Genomic DNA, 26,695 nt, shown 5'->3' with positions numbered 1-26,695 from the left:
TTTAAAACGTCAATACACTATGTGGATGGAATAGTAGCATAGGTAAACTAATTTTTGTATATTTTTGTTGCCTTATGAGTTTTGAGAACGAGAATCAGTACAAGCCTAATACAAACGAACGCCGTAGCCGCATTACCAACCCAACTCCATATACCGGAATGGGCAAGTTACCCCCACAAGCTACAGACCTGGAGGAAGCCGTTTTAGGTGCGCTGATGCTGGAAAAAGATGCACTGTCATCAGTTATCGACGTACTAAAATCCGAGGTTTTTTATCGAGACAATCACCAGAAAATATTTTCGGCGATAAAAGAACTTTTCGAAAAATCCCAACCGATAGATATCCTTACCGTTACCGCCCAGTTACGCAAACAAGGCGATTTGGAAATGATTGGTGGGGCGTACTATATTACCGAATTAACCAGCCGCGTAGCGTCTGCCGCCAATATTGAGTTTCACTCGCGTATTATTATTCAAAAATATATCCAGCGCGAGCTGATTCGTATCTCTACAGAAACAATCAACAGCGCCTATGAAGATACCAGCGATGTTCTTGACCTGTTAGATAAAGCGGAGAAAAACCTGTTTGAGATAGCCCAAAGCAATTTACGCCGTGACGCCCGTAAAATGGACGACCTGGTACAGGAGGCTTTGCGTGATATCGAATCGCTGAAAGATAAAAAAGATGGCTTAACCGGTGTGGCATCCGGGTTTACCGGGCTTGATCGTATGACTTCGGGCTGGCAAAAATCCGACCTCGTAATTATAGCTGCCCGCCCCGCGATGGGTAAAACAGCCTTTGTGTTAAGCTGTGCCCGTAACGCCGCGGTTGATTTTGACAAACCGGTTGTAGTGTTCTCGCTCGAGATGTCGTCAGTCCAGTTGGTGAATCGTTTAATTGCGGGTGAGGCCGAAATTGAGCAGGAGAAGATCCGTAAAGGAACGTTAGAAGAGTGGGAATGGCAACAGATCCACTCAAAAATTGGCCGCCTGGAGAAAGCGACCTTCATTATTGATGATACCCCGGCATTAAATATATTTGAATTCAGGGCAAAATGCCGCCGTTTAAAATCGCAGCATGATATCCAATTAATCATCATCGATTACCTGCAGTTGATGCATGGTAAATCATCAGATGGTAAAGGTGGTGGTAACCGTGAGCAGGAAATTGGTAGTATATCGCGTGCCCTTAAATCAGTAGCCAAAGAATTAAACGTGCCGGTTATCGCACTATCGCAATTAAGCCGCGCTGTAGAAACCAGGCCGGGTAATGCTAAAAGGCCAATGCTATCGGATTTACGTGAGTCGGGCTCTATCGAGCAGGATGCGGATATGGTTTTGTTCCTTTATCGCCCCGAATATTATGGCTTAACCGAAGACGAAGATGGCAACCCAACCCAGGGCGTGGGTGAGGTTATTATCGCTAAACACCGTAACGGTGAAACAGGTACCGTAAGGCTTAAATTTGTTGGTAAATATGTAAAATTTGCCAACCTTGAAGAAGGCATGGACAGCTTCCCTCCTGCTGCCGGTAACGCATTTAGCGGGTTGGCACCATCGCAGGATTTTGAAAAGCAAAGTAATTTTATTATCCGCCCATCAAGGATGGATGATATTGATGATGAGCCGCCGTTCTGATGTGCAGATTATAGATTTCAGATGTGCAGATGTTTGTTAAATAATAAAGCCTCAATTTTAAAAATTGAGGCTTTATTATTATTTATATCGCTGCTGCGAGCTTTCAGCTCGTGGTGAACACTGGTTGCAGCTTTCAGCTGCCCTACCACAAAGGTTTAAACTATTAACCCTAAAACCACCCCCATAATGATTATTAGTGGCGCTTTAATTTTTGTAAACTTTAATAATAAAAAAGTACAAGCCATTAACAAATAAGCCACCCAGTTACCGCCGAAGGGGCGTACCAACAGGATAAAAGCTGTTGCCATAAAGCCTACTGCCACAGCGTTTATGCCGCTTAACGAGTTTTTGATGCGCGTTATTTTTTTAAGGTCCTCCCAAAATGGAACGATAAAGAGTATCAGAATTAGCCCCGGAGTGTTTACGCCTATTACCGCTACCAGGCTGCCAACTATTTGCCCGCCAATACCATATCCCTTATTACCTAAAGTTATTCCTCCCAAAAAAGAAGTGAAAGAAAACGTAGGCCCGGGCAATGCCTGTTGCAAAGCATAGCCTGAAAGAAACTCCGAACTACTGAGGTAATGTTTCACTTCAACAAATTCGGTATAAAGCAAGGGTACCATTACCTGCCCGCCGCCAAATGTGAGGATGCCGTTACGGTAAAAGTTTTCGAACAGGCGAATAGGCAAACTGAAGGGCGATGTTTGGTTAATAACGGCACCAAGGGCTGCAAAAAACAACAAGATGCCTATAAAGTAAGCTACCTTGTTGGGGTTTACATTGGAGTAAAGTTTTACCCTCAGTTCGTTTTCCTGTGGCTGCGTCTCCATCGCCGATGACAGGATGCCTCCTAACAAAATCAACAATGGAAAAGCGTAGGCATTTTGTAATATCAGCGTAGCTATTAATGATCCAATAGCCAGCATGGTGCTTACCTTGGTTTTCAAAAACTTGTGGGCAAAACTGAAGGTTGCGTAGGCAACAATACCCACAGCTACCGGCTGTACATAACTTACCACATGATTAAACTTAGCCTGATTGGCAAACATTTTATAGCTGATGGCAGCGATCCCCATTATAGCAGCCGAAGGCAAAATCCAGATAAAAAAAGTGATCAGCGCTAATTGTAAGCCGCCAACTTTCCAGGCTATACCTACCAGTGTTTGAGTTGATGAAGGACCGGGCAACACCTGCGATAAGGCGTTCAGTTCCATCAATTCCTCTTCGGTAACGTAGCGCCGCTTCTGCACAAACTCGCGCAGCAAAACTGCTATATGCGCCTGCGGACCGCCAAAGGCCGTAAAGGTGTACATCAAAACATCGCGAAGAAATAGTAAGCTTCTTTTGTTCATTAGTTCATTGGTTCACTGGTTCATTGGTATCGCTTTATTACTTATCTGATGGTTTATGGCACCCATTGTTGGGGCCGCCTTACTTCGTTGCTGTTGCATTAACCGCGAACTGAAAAATAGCACATCCGATGGAAAAGACCAATGAACCAGTGAACGAACAAAGTGAACCAATGAACTAATAATCGTCATCATCTTCCTCAATTCCCATTGCCTGCCGGTAAACGGCCTGCAATTCCGAAAATGCGTGGTTATCGCGCTTGGCTTTTGTGATTTTCATGCCGTTTTCATAGATGGCAATAGCGTCATCTTTGCGGTTTAGCGCCTCATAAAGCTTACCTAAGTGGTAATAGGTACCGGTATAATTGGGGTGGTTATTTACCAGGTCTTCATAATATTCAAGCGACTTATCTACTTGATTAAGACGAAGATATTCGGTAGCGAGCGCGTATTTTAAAAACTCGTCGTTAGGTTCATTTTTAATAAATTCCAGTAGCTTATCTAATCTGCTCAACTCCATTTTAAACTCTATGTTTTTTAGTTAAATTTGCCAAAACCTATTGTTATGAAGATTTTGGTATGTATAAGTAATGTTCCCGATACCACCACAAAAATAACTTTTACTGATAACAACACCCAATTTAATACCAACGGTGTTCAATTTATATTAAATCCTTACGACGAGATAGCACTTTCACGGGCTATCGAATTAACCGACGGCGGAAAAGGTACAGTAACAGTTATCAATGTTGGCGAAGTAAATACCGAGGCCACAGTTCGCAAAGCGCTGGCCATTGGGGCCACCGATGCGGTACGGATTAACGCTAAGCCACATGATGCATGGTATGTAGCTTACCAGGTTGCCCAATATGCGAAAGCTAACGCTTTCGACCTCATTCTGACTGGTCGTGAGTCTATTGATTATAACGGATCAAAAGTTGCAGGCATGCTGGGCGAGCTTTTGGATATTCCCTCGGTATCTATCATTAAAAAGCTGGATGCAGCGGATAATGAGGCGACGGTTGAACGGGAGATAGAAGGCGGCAAAGAGATTTTAACCATTCCGTTCCCTTTTGTTGCCGGCACTGCCGAAGGTGTTGCCGAGCCGAAGATCCCGAATATGCGTGGTATCATGTCGGCACGTACCAAACCTTTAGTTGTGGTGGAACCTGTTGACGTAAAAACATTTTCGGAAATCATCAGTTATGAAACACCGGCCCCGCGCGGACAGGTTACTTTGGTAGCCGCAGATGACGTGGCCAAATTGGTTAATCTTTTACATGCCGAAGCTCGCGTTATCTAATTTAATTCAAATCGTTTTTTACGAAACTCATTATATATGTCAGTTTTAATATATGCGGAAAATGCCGGCGGCACATTCAAAAAATCAGTTTTTGAAGCTGTAAGCTATGCCAAGGCCATTGCCGATCAAAATAATACCGACCTGGTAGCCATCTCTATCGGCGACGTAGATGCAGCCGGATTAGCTTCCCTGGGCAAGTACGGTGCAAAAAAAGTGCTTAATGTATCGGGCGATAAGCTAAAAAACTTCATAAACCAGGCCTATGCTTCTATCATAGCCGAAGCTGCAAAAAAAGAGGGTGCTGATGTTGTAGTACTATCAAACACCTTTTCGGGCCGTGGTTTGGCACCGCGTTTGGGCGTTAAGCTGGAAGCCGGTGTTGCCGATGGTGCCGTTGCCCTTCCGGAGCAAAATGATGGCAAATTCAGGGTTAAAAAAACAGCCTTTTCGGGCAAGGCCTTCGCGGTAGTTGAGTTAACATCGGCAAATAAAGTTATCGCCCTTATTCCAAACTCCTATAAAGTTGTAGAAACCGGTGGCACCGCGCAGGTAGAAGATTTTGCAGCAACAACCAAAGAATCGGATTTTAAGGCGATAATAAAAGAGATTGTTCGCGCTACTGATAAAGTTTCGTTGCCTGATGCCGAAATAGTTGTATCCGCCGGACGTGGGTTAAAAGGCCCCGAAAACTGGGGTATGATAGAGGAACTAGCTAATTTACTTGGCGCTGCTACAGCCTGCTCAAAACCGGTATCTGACGCAGGATGGCGGCCACATAGCGAACATGTTGGACAAACTGGTATAGCTGTCAGTCCAAATTTGTATATTGCGATAGGAATTTCAGGTGCTATTCAGCACCTGGCAGGTATCAGTTCTTCAAAGGTAATAGTGGTTATCAATAAGGATCCCGAGGCGCCGTTTTTTAAAGTGGCAGATTACGGAATAGTTGGCGATGCCTTTGAAGTGGTGCCCCAATTAATAGCGGCAGTAAAAGAATATAAAGCTTCAGCATAAATATTAGGTGCGATGGGTAATAACATGAAAAAAATTAAGCTGGATATTGTAGGCTTGTCATACAGCCAAACACAATCCGGCGCTTATGCTTTAGTTTTAGGCGAAGTTAGCGGCAGGCGCAGGCTGCCTATTATTATAGGTAGTTTTGAGGCACAGGCTATTGCGATTGAAATAGAAAAAATGACGCCAAGCCGCCCGCTTACGCATGATCTTTTTAAAAGTTTTGCGGAGGCCTACCAGATAGAGGTGCAGGAGATTATCATATACAACCTGGTTGATGGTATTTTTTATTCCAAGTTAATTTGCAGCGATGGTAAACGCTCGGTTGAAATTGATGCCCGTACATCTGATGCTATAGCTATAGCGGTTAGGTTTGATTGTCCAATTTTCACCTACGAATTCATCCTGTCGACAGCCGGAATAGTAATTGAAGGCAACGACTTTGTTTACCTTGAAAATATCAACGAGACGCAGGAAGAAAAAACAGTTAACACATCAACAGTAGGCAGTGGCTTTGCTTCGTTAAGTGTTGATGAGCTAAAAACAAAATTGCAGGAGGCCCTTGCCGAAGAATCATATGAAAAGGCCGCCAAAATCCGCGACGAACTGAATAAACGAAAAGCCTCCTGATTTCGGATTTGAGAATTTCGATTTCGGATTTAGTTAATAAAGCTGTACCGAAATTCTCAGATTCTATTATTCATACCTATCAAATAAAGCCCTCTTTTTGTGAACCCGGCACCAAAGCATAGCATTTAGGGCCATTTTGCTAAATTCTGCATCCCTTAGCTTCTTGATTTGCGTTTATTTCGCTACTTTCCCGTTTTTAATTTAACACTGATTATCATTATTAAAACCCATACCATATGAATATTAAGTTCCGCTTAATACTGATGAATTTTATGCAATTTTTTGTGTGGGGGGCTTGGTTGCTTACTATTGGACATTACTGGTTTGACAATAAACTTGGAACGGCAACCCAGTTTTCAGCTATTTTCTCTACAATGGGAATCTCGTCGATATTAATGCCAGCCTTTACTGGAATATTAGTTGATAGGGTAATTAATGCAGAAAAGTTATACGGTATTTTGCACATTTTAGGAGCAATAGTCTTGTTTACCCTACCTCTTGTAAAAGATCCAACGATTTTCTTTTGGGTGATGTTACTTAATATGATGTTTTACATGCCCACAATATCGTTGTCGATTACAATTGCATATACGGCTTTAAAAAACGAACAAAGAGATGTTGTGACAGAATTTCCGCCTATTCGTACTATAGGAACTGTTGGCTTTATTGCGGCGTTATGGGCAGTTAGCTTAACTCATAATGAGTCATCACCAAATCAATTTTATATAGCGTCTGCAGTGGCTCTTGCGCTTGGGCTATATTCCTTTTCTCTTCCTAATTGCCCCCCATTATTCAAGAAGACAGGTAAAAAGTCACTTGTAGAATCGTTAGGACTTAATGCATTTACTTTATTTAAATCGCCAAGATTTGCGATTTTCTTCATATTTTCTATGCTTTTAGGAGCAGCACTACAATTAACCAATGCGTATGGTGATGTATTTATCGGCGATTTTAAAAGTATACCAGCTTACAAAAACACATTAGCGGTAAAATATCCTGCCATAATTATGTCAGTATCACAAGTATCAGAAACGCTATTTATTTTGGCGATACCTTTTTTCCTAAAAAAGTTTGGCATCAAAAACGTGATGCTAATAAGTATGTTGGCTTGGGTATTGCGCTTTGGTCTGTTTGCAATTGGAGATCCAGCTAACGGATTGTGGATGATCATATTGTCATGTATAGTATATGGAATGGCGTTCGACTTTTTTAACATCTCGGGCTCTTTGTTTGTTGAAACTCAAACGCCTGCTGAAATAAGGGGAAGTGCACAAGGACTATTTATGATGATGGTAAACGGCTTTGGTGCATTGTTCGGGAGCATGGCGAGTGGAATTATTATTGATAAATTTTTTTTACTATCAGATCATAGTAAAAACTGGTCGGGTATCTGGTTTACTTTCGCTGCTTATGCATTAATTATTGCAATTATATTCCCGTTTGTATTTCGCTATAGGCATAATGCTGCGCTTGAGCATGCCATCAAACATGCTTAGCTATAGAATTCAGTAAGTCAACTTATCACCGATAAAAGTAATTTGCCTCACCAATGAAAAAACACTACCGCGAGGAAAACGACTGCCTTAACTGCGGGGCAATTTTGCAGGGTAAATTTTGCTCAAACTGCGGGCAGGAGAACCTTCAGGTAAAGGAAAGCTTTGGCCATATGATGAATCATGCCATCAGCGATTATTTCCATTTCGATCATCAGTTTTTTCATACGTTACAGCCGCTGCTTTTTAAGCCAGGGAAGCTTACAACCGAGTACCTGGCCGGGCGCAGGACGCAATACCTGCATCCTGTTAAAATGTATATATTTATTAGCCTGGTATATTTTGTACTGTTGTTTAAAAGCAATACGGCAGATATCGTGACCCTAAGCAATGATAAGGCAAAATCAGAGGAAGCGGCGGATAACATGAAAATATCCGTTAAAAATGGGATTGATAACAGTATTTTCCTCAGCGCAGATCAAAAGAAGGCGATCAAAAAAAATGTCGATTTTAAGGCCGATAGTATTAAGCGGGACATTAAGGCCGCTAATAAAAAGGATTCCATCAAAACTTATGAACAGTACCTTGCTACCCAGCGACAATTACCGGCCGATAAAAGGGACGGTGTGATAAGCAGGTATTTAGAGAAGAAACAATTTGAGTGGGCAAAAGAGGGTAAATCTGCAAATGAAGAGATTAATGAGGGCATTAAGCATAATGTGCCTAAGATGATGTTTTTACTACTGCCACTATTTGCGTTGATACTTAAGATCGCGTTCTCCAAAAACAAAAAGTTTTATGTGGAGTACCTCATCTATTCGTTCCATCTCCACTGCTTCGTATTCTTGTTCCTGGCATTTCTTATGTTGGTACAGTTGCTTATCCCGCATAAGCTTATCGATCTTATTGTTATAATGGATGTAGCAGCCCTGTTTTTTATCCTCTGGTATATGTACCGCTCCCTGCGTGTTGTTTACGGTAGAAGCAGGCTAAGGACAATTACAAAGATGATTGGGATATCGGTGAGTTACTTCCTGGTATTTGCCATTTGTCTAACCATCCTGGCTACCATTACCGCGGTTACAACATTATAATCAGGATCAGAATTTACAGGATTTATCAGAATCAAATTCTGAATATTCTTAAATTCTGTAAATTCTGATTCAGACGATTTTACTTCTTCCCTATCGCATACTGTATACCACCCAGCAAATGCTTCAGGTATAATGGATCGGCGTATGACTCATCGGTATGCCCCAACTCCGTGTAAAAGGCGCGGCCGCCATCAAAGCTGTGGTACCAGGCCATAGGGTGGTTATCACCGTTTTCGCCGCCTGTGTAGCTTTTCTCGTCTATCTTGATCAGTACATGCAGGTCGTCGGCTATCCATTTGTAGTTATACCATTCGTCCCAGCGTTTCCAATCTTCGGGAAGGTGTTTGGTGGCGATAAAATCGCGGTCGACCACATGCAACACCGCTTCCTGTTGTTTAGGATGACTTTTAAAATAAGCGCCAACCAGCTTGCCATACCACGCCCAGTCATATTCGGTATCGGTAGCAGCATGTACGCCAACAAAGCCGCCTCCGGCTTTAATATACTGTTCAAAGGCTGTTTGCTGCGCATCGTTCAATACATCACCCGTAGTACTTAAAAATATTACAGCCGCATATTGCTTTAAGTTGGCGGCAGTAAACTTTTCGGCGTTGGTGGTGCTATCCACAGCAAAGCCATTTTCGGCACCCAGCTTCATAATAGCCGGTACGCCAACCGCTATAGAATTGTGATGAAACCCGGCTGTTTTGCAAAATACCAGCACTTTGGTTTTGGCGGCTGCATCAATGATAGCCAAGCCTGTTAGCAGGCAAATGATGAATAATTTTTTCATAATTTATATTTCAAAAGGTTAGTTTGGGATTTTCATTCCGTAATGCAATTTAGTATTAATGTTTCACGTAGCAAGGTTTAGTTTTGAAAGCTGCAAATCGTCTGCTGCAGCTGTCGCGGCACCTTTACCGGGCAAAAAGCACCTAAAGTGGGTTAACATAACTTAACACATTTTAGATATTCCATTCATAAGTATTTGATAATTAACACCTTAAAAATAATCATGGTTAACACTAATTTGATGTATCGCGCAATTTGAGTGCATCCCAATATTTGTACCTGCTGTTAGCCAAAACAGGATGTCGAGGCGACCTGGATTTTTTAGCCAGGATCAGTCAACAAACGTAAGTATCGTTTTAGCAATTATTCAATAACAGCTTGTCGCCGCTAATTATTCAGATGCGTTTACCCTGACACTTTTATGTAAAAATTTTGCTTCCTGAATGTAAATTCCAACTATATCATATTAAATCTTTTATTTAGCAGGTACATGTATGTTAGCTTAACCATAATACGTTACCGCAAGCTGTTTATACCATTCGCATTATTGGCCATGGCTATCCACCGGCTGCCCTTAATACTGCAAAAAGGTTGTTCATTTTACAAACTGCTTGGCTCGGGTAAAAACGGGACTTTTGATTTACAACCCGACTGGCAGCAATGGGGTTTATTGGCCTGCTGGGAAAGCCGGGAAGATTTTGACCAGTTTTATAACCGGTCTTTTGTATCGGGCTGGTGGAAAATATTTGGTAATGAGGGCTATACTGTACTATGCCAGCCGCTGCAAAGCCATGGTAAGTGGAATGGCAAAGAGCCCTTTGGTAATCCCGAAGCTACAAATTACGCCGGTCCGGTTGCTGTGTTAACACGGGCCACCATCCGTATAAGCAGGCTTAAAAATTTTTGGAGCCATGTAGATGAGGTGGCCGGGTTGATGACATTGGCCCCAGGTTACGTTACATCGTTTGGTGTTGGCGAAGCGCCCGTTTACCGGCAGGCAACATTTTCTGTATGGAAAAGCATCGATGATGTAAAAAACTTTGCCTACAAAAGCCGGGAGCACGCCGAGGTAATAAAACTTACCCGTAGCGAAAACTGGTACAGCGAAGAGCTATTTGCCCGCTTCCGGCTGGTGGCCAGTTTTGGATCGCTGGATGGAAAAGACCCTTTAAATGACTTATTGAAAAATTAAAATATGAGAATTATTGCCGAACTACCGCACCCCGATTTTAAAGTTACTATCATGAACATGAACCAAAAGTTTATTGTAAAGATAGAGCAGGGTACCCTGGAGCAAAGTTTTAAAATCGCCGAAATGGATTTAACAGATGGCGTTAACAGTGTTTTTGAATTGCTTGATGAGGAGTTTTTAACAAAGGTAGGCGCCAGGTTTATAGAGATGCGTACTGATTTTAAAGATGCGTACTATCGGTACAATTACTAACAGGATTTACAGGATTAGTAATTGATTTACAGGATTTTAAAATATATAATCTTGACAAGCAGAATTATATTTGGCAAAACAAGCAAAATACATGTAATTAACAACCTAACTCTCTCTGGTTATTAAACTAAAAATCTAACTAAATAACAATAAATTATTGTCTATTAATAATTTACATTTTTATAATTAATTTTATTCGGTTACAATATCAGCCAAATAAATGGGAGGTTAAGCTAAAATAAGGTCGCAATACCAAAAACCGGCTGGCTTTTGATCCGGGCTTGTAACGCAGGAATCGTCGGTATTTTTTGGGGCCTGGTATTCCTTAAATATTTTAATCCCCGTTTGATAGCTGACGGGCTTTGAAAAAATTGGCCCCTTAAAAGTGAAGGTATGAAACTCACCGTTCTCGCCGCAAACATCTACATCATCGGGCAACGCATCAATCAGTTCGGCGCTTATCTCCTTCCCTACTATTCGCTCAAGGCGTGCCTGGGTGCAGGCTATCACTGTTCCAAATCCAAGGCTTAAAAATTCGTTGATGAGTTCGTGGGTGTCACGTTTCCATAAAGGATAAATACCGGTAAGGCCAACTTCGCTCAGCCTTGCATCACGATAGTCTTTTAAATCCTGCAAAAAAATATCGCCAAAAATAGAATGCGTTATACCCTCGTTTTTGAAGTGAGCCAGGTGATAATGCATAACCTCGTCATACTCCTTCATACCGGGCATTTCGGGTAACCGGATCTGGTATAACGGTATACCAATACTTTCGGCTTGTTTTATCAATAGTTCCGTGCGTACGCCGTGCATCGAAATCCTGTCGGCAGCATCATTAATAGTTGTTACCAGGTACCGTATGTCAAGGTCAGGATTTTGCAGGCAATGGTACAAAGCCAACGCGCTATCCTTACCGCCGCTCCAGTTAAAAATACACTTCTTCATTTTAATTATTGATTTAGTGAATTATTGATTTAGTGAATGCGGTATTTTATTGTTCTTTTAGCAATTCATCCACCAGGGCCACTACTCCTACTGTTGCTTTTTCCTGGATCTTGATAACCGGGCCGCGCACATTGATATGGGGTATTTTAGGGTCGATAACATACCGGGGCACATCGCGGTTTACATAGCCAATTAATCCGGCCGCCGGGTATACAGCCAATGAGGAGCCAATCAGCATAAAAATTTCCGCGCGGCTACAAATCCTCGCTGCCGTTTCAATCATGGGCACAGCCTCGCCAAACCAAACAACGTGGGCGCGCAACGGCGATCCAAGTTCGCATAGCTCGTCCATCCCAATCTCCCATCCATCAATAGGGTAAGTAAGTTCAGGGTTAACACTTGATTGCGAACGGGTGATGATGCCGTGCAGGTGTACCACCTTGGTTGAGCCTGCACGTTCATGCAGATCATCTATATTTTGGGTAATAATAGTTACATCATATTTTTCTTCCAATTTGGCCAGGGCATAGTGTGCGGCATTAGGATTTGCATCCATCACATTTTTACGTCGCTCATTATAAAACTGCTGTACCAGGGCCGGGTTACGCCGCCACGCTTCGGGTGTAGCCACATCTTCTATATTGTACCCCTCCCAAAGGCCGTCGCTGTCTCTGAAGGTCTTTAAACCACTCTCAGCGCTTATTCCTGCACCCGTTAATACTACCAACTTTTTCATAAAGTAAAATCTTAGTTCATAAAAAAAGCGACCTGCATAATGGCAGATCGCTTTTCAATTTTATCAATTTAAATTAAAGTGCCAATTGTTTTTGTGTGCGTAAAAAAGTGTACCTGGTTTTAGCCAGCTCAAAGCCGCCAAATAGTAGTAAGCCAAACACCAGATTGCCATATACCATATTCTTCTCGAATGGCAATGCTGCCACCAGCGATTTGCCATAGCCTGCTAATGTATTAGGGTAAAGCTTCAGCTCGGTATAAAACCAGGGCATATCCGTAATTAGCCAATGGATAAGCACAACGCCGATAGATGCTAATAATACATTAACAAAATTTACCTTTTTTATTAAAGTCCCGGCCAGCACCATAATAGCATAGCTAATATAAACACCAATGATACCATCGTACATTATTGAAAACTTTGAGGTATAAAGGTAATTAATCACTACATCTGTACATAAAAGCGTAAGCAATACAATTACATATCCCTTCCATTTATCAACAAAGTAAACGCCGCCAAATAAAGCTATTGCCCCTACCGGGTTAAAGTTGCTCAGCTCTTTATATCTAAAAGCTAATAATCTGAATGCGGCGGCAACAATGATCATTAAAACAAGGATAATGTTACGGCTTATGGTATCTTTTTTATTCATGGTTTTATTTATGATGTAAAATTACTCATTATAAGTACAAATAAAAATAGCTGGTGCTAAGTCAATAGTACTAAGTCGTAAGTCCAAAGTCGAATTTTTCTTTTTTGGCTTAGAACTTAAGACTTTGGCTAAAGACTTGTTACTTTTTCCATCTTGATTCCTGACTCTTGACTCTCTCCCCTATTTGTTAACAAGAATTACTTTACCCGGATTGATGCCTGTGGTTATAGAATATTCTTTTTTACCTGTTTTGTCAAAAGCAAACAAAGTTCCGTTTGACGCATAATCTTTGGCATCGGTAACAAATACTTCGCCTGTTGTTGGGTCGGCCGCTATCGTGTATGGTGTAGTTATTACGGTGCCATCGGTAATAAAGTTGGCTTGTACCGCAGTTTGTGTTTTGGCATTGTAAACTGCAATCTTATTATCGGCTGTTAAATAGTAAACAAAATCGCCCGATACTGTGATTGGAATGATGTAGCCTACCGAAATTACCGGGGCCGTTTTTACCACATCAGTTTTACTGTCAATAATAGTTAAACCGCCGGCAATTTTATCATAATCGCCTAATGATACCACGTAAACATTATTGTAGGCATCGGTAGCCATACTTACAGGATTTGCTGTTACTGTTATCTTTTTTGTCTCGGTTAAAGTACCCAGGTCAATTACCGAAACCGTATTATCGAAAACACCGGTTGATGATAAACCGCCAGAGTTAGCCACATACAATTTCCCGTTAGATACCACTAATTGCTCGGGATTGCGGCCAACGGTAATGTACTTGATAATGGTTAATGAAGCCGTATCCATTACTGCTACTGTGCCATCATAGGAGGTAATAAAGGCATTGCTCTTGTAAAAGGCTATGCTTCTTGGCTGGCGGGCACGCGCTTTATTTTTTAATGTGGTATTTACAATACTGTCCTGTTTAATCAGTTTGCCGGTTTTAGCGTTCACAACATCAACTACGCTTGATACATTAACAACGATGTACATTTTTGAGCCATATATCTGGGCGTCATTACCTGTATCGCCCAGCGGGCTGCCGTTTACGCTGCTATAAAAATCGGCAGTAAGTAATTTAGTTGTATAGTTGTAAAAAGTCAGGCTGCTGTTATTACTACCAAAGCCACCCTGGTTAAGAATGTATAAACCAGCCCTTTCGGCCGTTGGGGTATCGGTTGTTGGAACGATTTTGTCTTTATGGCATGATGAAAGCAGAGCTATCATCGTTGAAGCAATAAATAAATAATTGAGTTTGTTTTTTTTCATAATATGGATTGTTAGATAGTTATTTGAATGGAAAACCTGACAGACCGGCCGGGCATCGGATAGCTTTGCACAACGGCGTAGCTTTTTGCAAAAAGATTATTAACCTCTGCTGATGCAACAACAGCTTTCTTTTTTAATAAAAAGTGATAAACAACAGATGCATCGCTGATGGCGTACCCGGCTAAATAATCAGAAGCAAGATTATCGTTGGTATAATATCGCGATGATGAAATTACCTGGTTATAATAAACCCCTAAATGGCCGCGATCAACACCTGCATTAAGCGAAACTGTGTTTTTAGGCGTATAAGGCAACTGGTTAAGATATACAGAAGATGTAGGGTCGGTTACATTTAGTGCCTGCTGGTACGAATAATTTACAGCCAATGATGCCTTCCAGCCTTCGGCGGGTTTAGCCTGCGTTTTTAAGCCTACATCCAATCCCTTAATATCAACCTTGCCAAAATTCTGGATCGACCGGTTAAAGGCGTCCTTCGGGATAAATACAATCTTATTATCCACATGATTATAATATGCATCGGCTGTTAAAGTGATGTAATTAAAAAAGCCGCTTAATGCCTTGCCATAGGTGGCGCCCAAATCAAATTGTTTGGTATACTCCGGTTTTAACATAGGATTGCCGATGGCGCTGTAATAAAGTTCATCAAACGTAGGGTTGCGAAAAATATATTTGTAAAAGGCCCGTATCTGAATATTTGAGGTTTTCAAGGGCTGAAAGGTAGCCTCAACCGTGGGCGAATAAACATTCTTAGGCGGGGCCGCGGCACCGTTTTTTACAGTTTCGGTAATATGGGTATTCAGCAAACTTCCCTGCAACTGGAATTTACCGATGCGCAGGTTACTGGCCAATACATTTAATAATGTCAGCCTTGTTGGATAACTAAAATTGGCAAGGTTTGCATCAAGATTATTGACCGACAAATCGGCAGCGTAGGATACTTCCCATGCAGTTGTTAGATGGTAAGCCAAAGCTGCCGAACCATAATATTCGTGTTGTGTAAAGCGCTGGTCTAAACGACCTTCATTGTTAAAATAATCAGGATCAAGGTAACGGAGATAGTTTTTTGAAACCTTCGCGTTTATTAACAGATGTAAAGAATTGTGCCACTGACGTTCATAGCCGCTCTGCAAAAAAAAGTCCTGGTTCCAAAGCCGCGTTGCCGATATGGTGGGATTATAAAGCACCACAGCGCCGGGAATGCCCCGTTCAGCATGATAATAGTTTACGTGTAAATTAAATTTGTTACTATCGGTTTTGGCCCAGTATAAAGCGCCATCTACCTGTTGGGCGCCGATATCATCATTGCTGCGCGTATGTACAGAGTCGGCCCCAACGACGCTGGTTTTATAGTTATACCGGCCGTTAGCATGCTCTGTGTAACTGTTTACTATAAACGACCAGTTATTATTAACACGTTGTTGCCATTGGAGATATGGGTTTACTAAGCCAAAATAACCTGCCTTAACACCCGCTGTTACCTGGTAAGGATTACCAATACTAAGATTGGGTTTTACAGTTTTAATAGCCAGTACACTTGATGATGCAAACGACCGCGCCGGCATACAAATACCAGGGGGCTGGCCAATATAAAGTGAAATTTCCTGTACGTTGTTCAGGTTTAACTTACTAAGGTCAACCTGGCCGTTTTCGGCATCGTTAATTTGTACACCATCATATAAAACAGCAGTGTGATTGGCACTCAGGCCGCGTACCGAGACTGTTTTTAGGCCCCCAACCCCACCGTAATCCTTCAGTATAACACCGGCAAAATTACGGATAGCATCGGCAACATTAAATGCGCTGTAACGTTCAAAATCGCCGGCCGAAACCTGCTGTGTTGGTGTAATGGTTTGAATTTTGGGGATGGCAGACGAAGAAACGGTAACCTCTTTGATTTTTTTTGCGGTGTCTGTTTGAGCGGATGCGCTATTGTAAACAACAACCTGCAGCAAAAAAAACGCTGCCGCTAAAACCGGTGCGGGTAAATGCTTATGAAAACAAAGTAAGTTTTTTTTCATGTTGTTGTACGCAAAGCGCTCACAGCACACACGGAAACAGAATTGTTTGAAATGAAAATACGCCAATAAGCAAGAGCATTCACATCCAAGCTTCAATCCCCGAAAGCTATGAATCGCATTATCGCTCTGGCAGGTCTTCTGACTTACTCCCCTTTCGTTCTGTCTTCCCTTTGCCTAAGCGCAAGTGACTTTAATAGAATGAACTATGGTTATGGAGCTTACAGCTGCGGGACAGTTCCGGATTCACACCGTATTCCCTTTTAATCCTTTATGATATACTATAAAGGAACCTAAAGCGCCGCAAAGGTAGTTTATGTACGGCAGATACGCAAGTTGTTTAAAATGCCCAATGCTGGTGTAAAGTCATCCGTTTAGCCATCCCACTCGTTTTTGTATGGCATTACCATAATTTTTGCGGATTTTTGGATCCAAGATCATGCGCTATTTTTTTCATATTGGTTATCACGGCACACAGTACAGCGGCTGGCAAAAACATGCCGGCGTTGCAAGTGTACAAGCTGTTTTTGAAACCGCTTTAAGTCAAATTTTAAAAACGCCTATAACTGTTAACGGCTGCGGCCGTACCGATGCGCAGGTGCATGCCAGCCAATTTTTTTTTCATATAGATGTAGAGCAGGAATGGGATTTCGACCTCCTTTTCCGCCTCAATAAAATGCTGCCGGATGATATCGCGGTATTTGATATCATCCCGATGCAGGGCCTGCCCCACGCCCGGTTTGATGCCGTGCAACGCTCCTATGATTATTTTATTCATACTTATAAAGATCCTTTTTTAAGTGCTTTTAGCGCGTTATACCCCGAAACCAATCTTAACATTGATGAAATGAAAAAGGCGGCGGCGCTGCTACCGCTTTATAACGATTACCGCGCCTTTTGTAAAATGCCCGACAGGATTGACCATACCATTTGTAACGTGAGCTTGGCAAGCCTTTTTGTTAGCAGCAACGGCGACAGGCTCCGGTTCAGCATATCGGCTAACCGGTTCTTGAGCAAAATGATCAGGATCATTATTGGCCGCCTGTTGGAAATTGGCCGTGGAGAAATGAGTGTTGATGAATTTGAAAGTCATCTCATCAGTAAACAAACGCCCAGAATTATTATCCCTGCTTATCCCCAGGGATTGTACCTGTCAAAAGTAACCTATCCCTACCTTGACATTCCCGCCAAACCAACGTTTACCGGCCTGCTCCAAAAGGACGAAAACACTGTTTGGCAGTCAATATAATACCTAAAGTATTCCCTGTCTTGCCTCTTGATTCTTGATTCTTGACTCTTTTCAAGGAAATTTAGGTAAATTCGCCCTCTTAAATACTTAATAAGGTTCTCAGATGGTGTGGTTTGAAAAATTGAAGCTGAAAAAACAGCTGGTTCGGTCGGTAAATGAAGCTGGTTTTATAAACCCTAAAGAACTGCAATTAAAAACGCTTTCGAGAATTGTAGGCGGCCAGGATATCATCGCCATTGGTTACGAAGGCAGTGGCAAAACTACCACCTATGTACTGGGTGTTTTAAACCGCTTTAATTATGCCCCCGAAGGCGTCCCGCGTGTATTAATCCTTGTGCCCGATAAAGAGGATGTATTTGGAGTAATTGAGCAATTCGACCGCCTGAACAAAAATAAATCGATAAAAATTGTTGGTTTATACGTGGCTCCGGGCATTGAAGCCCAGATGGACGCATTAGCCGATGGCGCCGATATTGTAGTTGCTACTCCTGACAGGGCGCGTGCTATTTACCTGAAACTTGCCCTTAACCTTAACAAGGTTGATATGTTTGTGGTTGATGATGCCGATGAAATGATAAAAAGAGGCTTGCAGCTACCTGTTGTAGAACTGGCAAATAGCATTGGCAAAAGTCAAAAACTGGTATTTACCGAAGTAATGCACAGCAAACTGCAAAAAATGCTTGATCCTTTTATGAAAGACCCTGCTATTGTAGAAGTAGAAGCACTGGCAGAACAGCCTTTGGAAACACATCCGCAATTTTTATATAACGTACCCAACTTCGGCACTAAATTAAACCTGCTCAATTTGTTTATGTACGATGAAGAGCTATTTACCAAAACCGTAGTGTTTGTAAATACACGTGCAACTGCCGATAAAGTTTATAAAAGCCTGCAAACCCGTTTACGTACAGCAGTGGCGTATTTAAACCCCCAGTTTTTTGATAGCCCGGGTTTTAAATCGATAAATGATTTTAAGGCTGATGAAGGTGCCAGGGTGCTGTTGGTAGCTAATGAGCAGGAAGAAACTTTTAGCCTGGCCGATATTCCTTTCATCATTCATTTTGATGTGCCGGCAGAAAAAGAACTATTTATTGATCGTGTGACAAACCATTACCCCGAAAGCGGGAACGAGACAATGGCCCTTACCTTTGCCACCGACCTGGAGCTTAGCCAGGTTAAAAAGATTGAGCAGGCCACCGGCAAAAAAATAGCCCTTGCCGAGTTACCCGAAGAGCTTATTATTGAAAAAGAGGTAAAAGCAAAAAAAGAACCTAAACCAAACCCCGATGCGCCTATAATTGGCGCGGCTTTCCATGAAAAAAAGGCTGCCAATTCAAAAACTTATAACTTTAGTTCGGGCCAAAAGGCTAAAATGAACAATAAGCGCAAGCACTAATTTTTTTTGGCAAAGTAGTAGATGTACATATCCTCTACCTTTTTACGTGCCCACGGCGTTTTGCGCAAAAACTTCAGGCTAGATGATATGCTGGGATTATCCAAAAAACAATTAATTCTTATCTGGTAGCCTAACTCGGGCCAGCCAAAACGGGCAACCAGTTCGTTCAAAATCATTTCTAAAGTTTTACCGTGCAGCGGGTCTTTGTTTTTTTCGTCCATATGGGCAAAGTTAAAAAATATGGTTCAGCTTGTTTTAGATAAAATGCTATGTACTACCGGTAACCGGTTGTTAATATTGGCATAACTAATTTAGTCTTAACCCCGTTTAACTATTCATCAAATAATTATAAACAATCCCGTAATAAGTTTTAAATTAGAAATCTGTGCATACGCCAAAATCTTATGTTTTTCTGATGTCAATAAGGGGCTTAAAGTATTACCTGTTATTCATTTTTATAGCATGTTCATTTTGGGTTTCGGCCCAGGAGCATCCTATGCACTTTCAGCACATAGGCAGTAAAGAAAATCTTTCTGAGCTTAACATCAACGCCATGATCCAGGATAAGCAAGGCTTTATCTGGGTTGGCACCCGCGACGGCCTAAACCGTTACGACGGCAATAAATTTAAAGTTTTCAGGAATGATGTTAACGATAAAACCAGCATTAGCAACAACTACATAAACCACATTGCCGAAGATAAGGACGGCAGTTTATGGGTAGCCACAAGTGGAGGCCTTAATAAATTCGACCCGAATAAGAATCGTTTTACGCGTTTTCTGCACAACGATAAAATTCCAAACACACTGGCCAGCAACTTTACCGTAAATATTGCTTTGGATAATAACGGTAATTTATGGATAGCTACCTTGAAAGATGGCGTTGACCAATATATTATTAATCAGCATAAATTTATCCACTACCGCAACAACAAGCGCGATTCAACCAGTTTAAGCGATGATAACGCCAGGGTTACCTATGTTGACAGTAAAGGCGATGTTTGGATTGGAACCGCCTATGGAGGCATCAATCTTTTTAACCCAAAAACCAGAAGCTTTACCAATTTTAAACACGACGAGCGTGATGGCGGTACCATATCGGCAGATAGGATAACCAGTATTTTCGAGGACAGCAACCATCGCCTATGGGTAGGCTGCGGTTCTGGCGGTTTAAATCTCTACGACCCGGCTACGGTAACTTTTCGCCATTTCAAAAACGACCCCAATAACAGCAATTCATTAGCCTATAATAGCATCCAATGTATTGCCGAGGATGGTAACCATAATTTATGGATTGGCACCGAAAACGGCGGCCTTAGCATTTTTAATTATGAAAAGGGCACATTCAGCAACCATTTGCAGGATGAAGTAGATAATACGAGTATCGCCAGCAATTCAGTTGATGTGATACTAAAAGATAACACCGGTAACATGTGGGTGAGCGGTTTTGCCTCGGGTATCAGTTTATATAAAAAGGTAACCGATAACTTTAAACATTACAACCATAACTCGCTGGCCAATAGCATATCCAATAATTTTGTTTTAAGTATCCTGGAGGACAAAAAAGCAAACATCTGGATAGGCACGGACGGTGGCGGGCTCAACCAGTTCGATCCTAAAAAAGGCACATTTAAAGCATATCGTTATAATGATGCCGACAAAACAAGTATAGGCGGCAACTACGTTTTAGCGTTAAAAGAAGATTACAAAAATAATTTGTGGATAGGCACCTGGGGGGATGGCATGAGCGTAATGGATTTACAAACCCACAAATTCAAATCGTATCGCAATAAACCCAACGACTCTACCAGTTTAAGCGGCAATAATGTTTATGCTGTTGCCGTTACTCCCGATAATAAAATTTGGTGTGGCACACTGGGCCAGGGCCTGGATTTATTTAATCCCAAAACAAATGGCTTTATCCATTACCGGCATGATCCGGCTGATCCAACAAGCGTAGGCAGTGATAATATTAACTCCCTTTTAGCCGATTCGAAAGGAAACCTTTGGGTTGGCACCAACGATGGCAGCCTTGATTTGTTTGACCCGGAAACCAACTCATTTAAAATATACAAATACGATGTATTAAAAAACAGCACGGGGAATAATGCCGCGCTTGATTTATTTGAAGATCACCTGGGCAACATCTGGATTTGTACTTATAATGGATTAACGCACTTTGATACACATACCAGGCAGTTTAGCAATTACAAAGCAAAAGACGGCCTGCCAAACGATTACACCTATGCCATAAGGGAAGACAGGAACAACAACTTATGGATAAGCACCAATAATGGTATTTCAAGGTTTAATCCCCGTACAAAGCAATTCAGGAATTTCACAGTAGAGGACGGTTTACAATCTGACGAGTTTAAACCCCATTCGGCAGCGATTAGTAAAGACGGCACCATTTATTTTGGAGGAATCAACGGTTTCAACATGTTTGATCCTGAAAAAATAAGTGAAACTTCATATGACCCGCCGCTGATATTAACCGATTTCCAGATTTTCAATAAAACCGTACCGGTAGCTCAAAACGATAACGATCCTTCACCTTTAAAAGAAGATATTTCGGAGGCCAAATCAATTACGCTAACCCATGAGCAGTCGGTAATTTCATTTGAGTTTGTATCGCTTGATTTTGGGCTGGCGAGCAAAAAACAATATGCTTACCAATTGGTGGGCTTTGATAAAATATGGAACTATGTAGGTAACAAAAATACGGCTACCTATACCAACCTATCGGCGGGCACTTACACGTTTAAAGTGAAAAGCCGTAACAGCGATGGTAAATGGTCGCGTCACGAACTTACTTTAGAAATTATTGTTTTACCCCCATTTTGGCTAACCTGGTGGTTTTTATCACTTACTACCTTGTTTGTATTTGCCATAATTTACAGTTTATATAAAGCCAAGGTAAATAACATCGAAAGACAAAAACGTTTGCTGGAAGAGCAGGTATCTGAGCGTACGGCCGAAGTTTTACAACAATCGCAGGAATTAAAAAAGCAGTCGGAAGATTTGCAGGTGTTAAACGAAGAATTGCAATCCCAATCAGAAGAATTGCATGCCTTAAACGAGGAATTGCTATCCCAGTCGGAAGAGCTTGAATTGCATATGGCGCATGAAAAAGAGGCCCGCGAAGAGGCCGACAAAGCCAACCAGGCCAAAAGCATTTTCCTGGCCACCATGAGCCACGAAATCCGCACACCGATGAATGGTGTTATAGGCATGGCTTCTCTTTTAGGCGAAACCGAGTTGAACACCGAACAGCGGGAATATACCGATACCATCATTTCATGCGGTGATAGTTTGGTAAATGTAATTAATGATATTCTCGATTTCTCGAAGATAGAATCGGGTAAAATGAACATGGAGCAGGAGGATTTTGACCTTCGCCATTGCATTGAGGAAGTGATGGACATTTTCTCGCCTATAGCTTCGCAGCAAGGCCTGGAGTTGGTGTACCAGATAGACCCTGCCCTGCCCCAGCAGGTTATTGGCGATAGTTTGCGCCTTAAACAGGTTATCACCAATTTAACCGGCAATGCGCTCAAATTCACGCAAAAGGGCGAGGTATTTATAAAGGTATTTTCGTCGAAAACACATCCCGATGGACAGATTGAAATAGGTTTCAGCATCATGGATACCGGCATAGGTATTTCTGAAGAAAAAGTATCCAGCTTGTTTAACGCCTTTTGGCAGGCCGATTCATCAACAACGCGCAAATACGGCGGCACCGGCCTTGGCCTGGTAATTAGCCAGCGCCTGGTTAAATTAATGGGTGGCGATATTTGGGTAGAGAGTGTGTATGGCGAAGGATCGGTATTTGTGTTTACTATAAAAGTTGCGGTAAGCCAAAAACAATCAAAATATGTCCCCCTGGTGTTTGATACCGCCGACCTGGAAGGCAAAAAAGTATTGGTGGTTGACGATAATAAAACCAATCGTTTTATCCTTAAAACGCAACTGGAGCAGTGGGGCCTTATTACACGCACAGCGTCATCTGCCACTGAGGGACTTGATTTGCTGGCCAATGAGAAAGACTACAACCTGATTATTACCGATATGGAAATGCCGGAGGTAGATGGCGTTGGCTTTGCCGAGGCTGCCAAAGCAAAATATCCGCAGCTCCCCATTATCATGCTCAGTTCCATTGGCGATAGCTCGAAGGTAAAATATCCTGGCTTATTTGCAGCTATTTTAACAAAACCCGTAAAACAAAACCAGTTGGGCAAAAGCGTACAAGCTGAATTGAGAAGCGCTGGGAGTGCACCTGTGGCAGAGCCAAAGGCAGTTAAGCTGCTTGACAGTAACTTTGCGGCGGAATTCCCTTTAAATATACTTGTAGCGGAAGATAACCAGGTTAACCAAAAACTCATTAGCCGGATGTTGAGTAAGCTGGGTTATGAATTTACAATGGCCGAAAACGGGCTTGAAGTATTAAAGAAACTTGACGAGCAGGAATTTAATGTGGTATTGATGGATGTGCAGATGCCCGAAATGGACGGTTTTGAGGCCACCCGGTCAATCCGCGAAAGCGACCGCAAGCTACAGCCCTTTATCATCGCCATGACCGCCAATGCAGGCCCTGATGACCGTGACTTGTGCATAGCCGAAGGTATGGATGATTATATTGCGAAACCCATGAAATCGGAAGGGCTAATTGCCGTGTTGAAAGCGGCGCATAAAATGATGGCCTGGGTGAGTAAGAAGGTTAAGTAGATCAATAATACGGAAGTGTTTTACTCTTAAAACGCTCCAAATCTATAGCTTCCGTGAAATAACTTCCAAATTTCCTGGAAAGGTACGGATCCCTGAATTTCACAATTGTATATCCACTGTCGTAACAAACAATCTCTATCTCTGCATTAGGGTGTTGTATATTTCCATTTTTCCAGATCAGGGGATTACCTTCAGCAAATGGCAAATTATTTTCATCTATCGCCGGCTCAAAAGAACCAGGTATTCCCAAAATGACGCCCCAATATATTTGCAAATCGGCAGCGAGCAGTCGCTGAAATTCATTTTCGGACAATAAAAAATAATCTTCATCATGATTTACCGGCACCGCAAAAGCTTCAACCGAACCTGATGTATTATATTCTAAATCCGATATCAACCAGTTAAACTGTTCCAAGTCTTCTAAAATGGGCAACAAAACCTCATTCAAATAAGTATGCCCCGAAAGCCTGATACAACTTCTTATAATCCAATTCATGTTTTTGTTTAGTGCCCTACCCCATCAACTCCTTCATCAGCTTATCAAAAGCTTCTTTCATTTCGGCAAGTTCGTGCTCCAGTTTGGCTACACGTGCTTCAAGACCGCTTGGTGAACGACCGCCTGCTTCTTCTATTTCCTCGTCATCATTAATATCAGGAGTGCCGGCTAATAAGTGAGCGTAACGCTGTTCTTTTTGACCGGGACGTTTAGGCAACTGTACTATGTAAGGCATGGCCGGATCGGCCAGTTTTTCCAACATTTCCTGAACTTCTTCTATCGATTCAAATTCATACAACCTGCCCGAGTTGGTGTTTAACTCGCCAGGAGTTTGCGGACCACGCAATATCAGCAGACAAATCAAAGCCACTTCGGCCGGGATCACCGGGAAAACAATAGCAAAATTGTGTTTGTACTTGATATTACGGATAGATCCGCCGGTTGCCGTTGAAATTAGTCCGCGCCGTTTAAGGGTATTCAACGCTTCGGTTACGGTAGTTTCATCATAGTTCACTACAGGCTTGCGGGAGGTTTTCTGGTTACAGGCTGCGGTTAACCCGTTAAGGGTCATTGGGTAATAGTCGGGCGTGGTTTTGCTTTTTTCCATCAGCGAGCCAAGCACACGCAGTTCGGCGGCATCAAGTACGGGTAAAGTTTGCGGTGAATCCATGGCTAAATATAAGCAGGTTTTTATAAGTGCAAAAAAACTTCAGTTTATTTAAAAGACTAGGCAAGTCAGAAACAAAAATATTCAGTAAATCCGTTACTTTGTATCATACATTTGAAGTGATGGCCTTTAACTTTCGGCCTTCAGCTTTTGGCTCAAAAACATGTCTTTATTTATTACATCACTAAATTCGGGAAGTAATGGCAATTGCTATTACGTGGGGAACGATCAGGAGGCTATTTTGGTTGATGCAGGTATATCTTGTCGCGAAACCGAAAAACGCATGGCCCGCCTGGGCCTACCCATGAGCAAGGTAAAAGCCATTTTTGTATCCCATGAACATTCCGACCATATCCGGGGCATTCCGGTACTGGCCAAAAAGTTTAACCTCCCTGTTTATATTACCCCTGGCACCTTGCTCCATTTAGGAAATACCGTGGATGCCAAACTAATCCATCACCTGCGCGAGTTTGAAACGGTTGCCATTGGCCAGCTGGAAGTAACATCCTTCCCCAAAGAGCATGACGCATCAGAGCCACATAGTTTTATAGTTAGCTGCCGCGACATTAAAGTTGGGGTGTTTACCGACCTGGGCATGGTTTGCGACAGGCTTATCCGCTATTTCAACCAATGCCACGCCGCCTTTTTAGAGGCTAACTACGATGAGGTTATGCTGGACACCGGGGGTTACCCGTATCACCTTAAAAGGCGTATCCGCGGCGGCAAGGGGCACCTGAGTAACAAGCAGGCGCTGGCTCTTTTTACAACACATCGCCCGGCACATATGACGCATTTGCTGCTGTCGCACCTATCCAAAAACAACAACGATCCAAAACTGGTAGAAGAGCTTTTTACCGCCTGCGCCGATGGTGTTCACATTGTTGTTGCTTCCAGGCACGAAGAAACCCCGGTTTATCTTATTGACGGCAACCAGGGTAAAACGCTGGAAGTTTTAGGGCAGCTTGATTTGGGCTTCAATTAATCGCCGGCCCTATCCTGCATAAATATGGTGCTTAATATTTCGTAGAGTTCGGGATGCTTGTGTTTGAGTTCAGTTGGCTTTTGAAAGAAATATTCAGCCACTACCGCAAAAAATTCAGCTTCGTTGGTAATTGCATAGGGATTGATATCCGATTTACCTGCTTCAATTTTATGAATTTCCTGGTGTATCATCTTTAACCAAGGCAACACATACTCATGCGCCAGCAGGTTTTCGGGCACGCCGTCGGTAGCGCCATCGCTTTTATCCAGCAAGTGCACAAATTCATGAATAGCGGTATTCTCTTTCCCTGCCGATTTGGAGAAACCTTTGATGAGCGCCGCACGTGATAATATCATCTGCCCGTTCATGTAACCGCTGCCTACCATACCTAATATGTTCCTGCTCCCGCCTTCAAACTGAAATTCGCCATCAAAAGTATCCGGGTATAATATTACATTGGTCAAGTTGCGGTATTCCCAATCTTTAAAACCAAAAATGGGGATCACCGCACTTGAGGCTATCATCACCCTGTCTGTATCATCAACCACAGTTCCCACACCTTCTATGGTGATGCCCGTTAAAAAGCTATTTACTTTCTGCTCAAACAACAGTTTGCCTGCGTTGTCCAGCTCCTGGTAAAAGGATATATTTTGCAATAAAATGGGTTTGTAATCTGTAGGAGCAACAATATTTGCCGATTTTGATTTGTTATTTTTCAAAACCAAGTAGCCAATAAGTGCTAAAACGATAAAGCCAATTATGATAAAAGCCATGCAGTA

At 42.2% G+C, this 26,695-nt stretch carries 24 protein-coding genes and 1 riboswitch; of the genes, 12 read left to right on the top strand and 12 right to left on the bottom strand.

Annotation, left to right across the window (positions count from 1 at the left end; all coding sequences use genetic code 11):
• The first annotated feature begins 74 nt into the window (after window positions 1–74).
• Entirely contained in the window at window positions 75–1,637 is a 1,563-nt protein-coding gene (gene dnaB, locus AC1DU2_RS19300; protein ID WP_147059983.1) for a replicative DNA helicase, read from the top strand.
• A 155-nt stretch (window positions 1,638–1,792) separates the two neighbouring features.
• Here the strand turns inward: dnaB and chrA are convergent, their stop codons facing one another.
• Complete coding sequence (gene chrA, locus AC1DU2_RS19295; protein ID WP_477386129.1) at window positions 1,793–2,992, bottom strand: chromate efflux transporter; 1,200 nt, start codon at window positions 2,990–2,992, stop codon at window positions 1,793–1,795.
• Between the two features lie 175 nt (window positions 2,993–3,167).
• Window positions 3,168–3,509, bottom strand: a complete 342-nt coding sequence (locus AC1DU2_RS19290) for a tetratricopeptide repeat protein (protein WP_477367994.1) — start codon at window positions 3,507–3,509, stop codon at window positions 3,168–3,170.
• Window positions 3,510–3,554: 45 nt separating this feature from the next.
• On the opposite strand from AC1DU2_RS19290, the gene AC1DU2_RS19285 reads away from it, so the two are divergent.
• From AC1DU2_RS19285 to AC1DU2_RS19265, 5 genes are all read left to right on the top strand, one after another.
• Complete coding sequence (locus AC1DU2_RS19285; RefSeq protein WP_477367991.1) at window positions 3,555–4,292, top strand: electron transfer flavoprotein subunit beta/FixA family protein; 738 nt, start codon at window positions 3,555–3,557, stop codon at window positions 4,290–4,292.
• Window positions 4,293–4,328: 36 nt separating this feature from the next.
• Window positions 4,329–5,306, top strand: coding sequence for an electron transfer flavoprotein subunit alpha/FixB family protein (locus tag AC1DU2_RS19280; RefSeq protein WP_477386127.1), 978 nt, complete (start codon window positions 4,329–4,331; stop codon window positions 5,304–5,306).
• Between the two features lie 24 nt (window positions 5,307–5,330).
• On the top strand, window positions 5,331–5,936 hold the full coding sequence (locus AC1DU2_RS19275) for a bifunctional nuclease family protein (protein WP_147059973.1): 606 nt from the start codon (window positions 5,331–5,333) through the stop codon (window positions 5,934–5,936).
• A 236-nt stretch (window positions 5,937–6,172) separates the two neighbouring features.
• The gene (locus AC1DU2_RS19270) at window positions 6,173–7,432 is read left to right on the top strand and encodes a nucleoside permease (protein ID WP_477386125.1); all 1,260 of its coding nucleotides are present in this window, start codon (window positions 6,173–6,175) and stop codon (window positions 7,430–7,432) included.
• A 53-nt stretch (window positions 7,433–7,485) separates the two neighbouring features.
• A complete protein-coding gene (locus AC1DU2_RS19265) occupies window positions 7,486–8,523 on the top strand; it encodes a DUF3667 domain-containing protein (protein ID WP_477386123.1) in 1,038 nt (345 codons plus the stop codon).
• Between the two features lie 79 nt (window positions 8,524–8,602).
• Here AC1DU2_RS19265 and AC1DU2_RS19260 read toward each other — a convergent pair whose 3' ends face one another.
• A complete protein-coding gene (locus AC1DU2_RS19260; protein WP_477367979.1) occupies window positions 8,603–9,316 on the bottom strand; it encodes a ThuA domain-containing protein in 714 nt (237 codons plus the stop codon).
• A 489-nt stretch (window positions 9,317–9,805) separates the two neighbouring features.
• Here AC1DU2_RS19260 and AC1DU2_RS19255 point away from each other — a divergent pair, with 489 nt between their 5' ends.
• The gene (locus AC1DU2_RS19255) at window positions 9,806–10,507 is read left to right on the top strand and encodes a DUF3291 domain-containing protein (protein ID WP_477386121.1); all 702 of its coding nucleotides are present in this window, start codon (window positions 9,806–9,808) and stop codon (window positions 10,505–10,507) included.
• Between the two features lie 3 nt (window positions 10,508–10,510).
• Window positions 10,511–10,759, top strand: coding sequence for a hypothetical protein (locus AC1DU2_RS19250; protein ID WP_477386119.1), 249 nt, complete (start codon window positions 10,511–10,513; stop codon window positions 10,757–10,759).
• 228 nt (window positions 10,760–10,987) lie between these two features.
• Here AC1DU2_RS19250 and AC1DU2_RS19245 read toward each other — a convergent pair whose 3' ends face one another.
• The 5 genes from AC1DU2_RS19245 to AC1DU2_RS19225 form a co-directional block, all read right to left on the bottom strand.
• On the bottom strand, window positions 10,988–11,704 hold the full coding sequence (locus tag AC1DU2_RS19245; protein WP_477386117.1) for a Dph6-related ATP pyrophosphatase: 717 nt from the start codon (window positions 11,702–11,704) through the stop codon (window positions 10,988–10,990).
• 46 nt (window positions 11,705–11,750) lie between these two features.
• Window positions 11,751–12,440 carry an SIR2 family NAD-dependent protein deacylase gene (locus tag AC1DU2_RS19240; protein WP_477386115.1) on the bottom strand — a complete coding sequence of 230 codons (690 nt, stop codon included), beginning with the start codon at window positions 12,438–12,440 and terminating at the stop codon, window positions 11,751–11,753.
• A 73-nt stretch (window positions 12,441–12,513) separates the two neighbouring features.
• A complete protein-coding gene (locus tag AC1DU2_RS19235) occupies window positions 12,514–13,092 on the bottom strand; it encodes a DUF6580 family putative transport protein (RefSeq protein WP_477386113.1) in 579 nt (192 codons plus the stop codon).
• Window positions 13,093–13,272: 180 nt separating this feature from the next.
• The gene (locus AC1DU2_RS19230) at window positions 13,273–14,367 is read right to left on the bottom strand and encodes a YncE family protein (protein ID WP_477386111.1); all 1,095 of its coding nucleotides are present in this window, start codon (window positions 14,365–14,367) and stop codon (window positions 13,273–13,275) included.
• An 11-nt stretch (window positions 14,368–14,378) separates the two neighbouring features.
• Complete coding sequence (locus AC1DU2_RS19225) at window positions 14,379–16,406, bottom strand: TonB-dependent receptor plug domain-containing protein (protein WP_477386109.1); 2,028 nt, start codon at window positions 16,404–16,406, stop codon at window positions 14,379–14,381.
• 112 nt (window positions 16,407–16,518) lie between these two features.
• Window positions 16,519–16,715, bottom strand: a riboswitch (cobalamin riboswitch).
• A gap of 127 nt (window positions 16,716–16,842) precedes the next feature.
• Between AC1DU2_RS19225 and AC1DU2_RS19220 the strand changes: the two genes are divergently transcribed.
• Window positions 16,843–17,652 (top strand): tRNA pseudouridine synthase A, encoded by an 810-nt coding sequence (locus tag AC1DU2_RS19220; protein ID WP_477386107.1) that lies wholly within the window; start codon window positions 16,843–16,845, stop codon window positions 17,650–17,652.
• Window positions 17,653–17,755: 103 nt separating this feature from the next.
• Window positions 17,756–19,048, top strand: a complete 1,293-nt coding sequence (locus tag AC1DU2_RS19215; RefSeq protein ID WP_477386105.1) for a DEAD/DEAH box helicase — start codon at window positions 17,756–17,758, stop codon at window positions 19,046–19,048.
• Here AC1DU2_RS19215 and AC1DU2_RS19210 read toward each other — a convergent pair.
• Window positions 19,045–19,269 carry a VF530 family protein gene (locus AC1DU2_RS19210; RefSeq protein WP_477368032.1) on the bottom strand — a complete coding sequence of 75 codons (225 nt, stop codon included), beginning with the start codon at window positions 19,267–19,269 and terminating at the stop codon, window positions 19,045–19,047. The two genes, AC1DU2_RS19215 and AC1DU2_RS19210, sit on opposite strands and share 4 nt — an antisense overlap.
• A 194-nt stretch (window positions 19,270–19,463) precedes the next feature.
• On the opposite strand from AC1DU2_RS19210, the gene AC1DU2_RS19205 reads away from it, so the two are divergent.
• Entirely contained in the window at window positions 19,464–23,771 is a 4,308-nt protein-coding gene (locus tag AC1DU2_RS19205) for a hybrid sensor histidine kinase/response regulator (RefSeq protein WP_477386103.1), read from the top strand.
• A gap of 1 nt (window position 23,772) precedes the next feature.
• On the opposite strand, the gene AC1DU2_RS19200 is transcribed toward AC1DU2_RS19205, so the two are convergent.
• Both AC1DU2_RS19200 and AC1DU2_RS19195 read right to left on the bottom strand, forming a co-directional pair.
• Window positions 23,773–24,267: a hypothetical protein gene (locus AC1DU2_RS19200; protein ID WP_477368038.1), complete on the bottom strand. Its 495-nt coding sequence runs from the start codon at window positions 24,265–24,267 to the stop codon at window positions 23,773–23,775.
• Between the two features lie 16 nt (window positions 24,268–24,283).
• Window positions 24,284–24,937, bottom strand: coding sequence for a YceH family protein (locus tag AC1DU2_RS19195; RefSeq protein ID WP_477386101.1), 654 nt, complete (start codon window positions 24,935–24,937; stop codon window positions 24,284–24,286).
• Between the two features lie 160 nt (window positions 24,938–25,097).
• Between AC1DU2_RS19195 and AC1DU2_RS19190 the strand changes: the two genes are divergently transcribed.
• Window positions 25,098–25,916, top strand: coding sequence for an MBL fold metallo-hydrolase (locus AC1DU2_RS19190; protein WP_477368044.1), 819 nt, complete (start codon window positions 25,098–25,100; stop codon window positions 25,914–25,916).
• Here the strand turns inward: AC1DU2_RS19190 and AC1DU2_RS19185 are convergent.
• On the bottom strand, window positions 25,913–26,689 hold the full coding sequence (locus tag AC1DU2_RS19185; RefSeq protein WP_477386099.1) for a M90 family metallopeptidase: 777 nt from the start codon (window positions 26,687–26,689) through the stop codon (window positions 25,913–25,915). The genes AC1DU2_RS19190 and AC1DU2_RS19185 overlap by 4 nt on opposite strands.
• Between the last annotated feature and the right edge of the window lie 6 nt (window positions 26,690–26,695).

This window comes from Mucilaginibacter sp. P4_C11, assembly GCF_056402115.1.
Note: the sequence above shows the minus strand (reverse complement) of the source record. Positions and strands in the feature narration are given on the sequence as shown.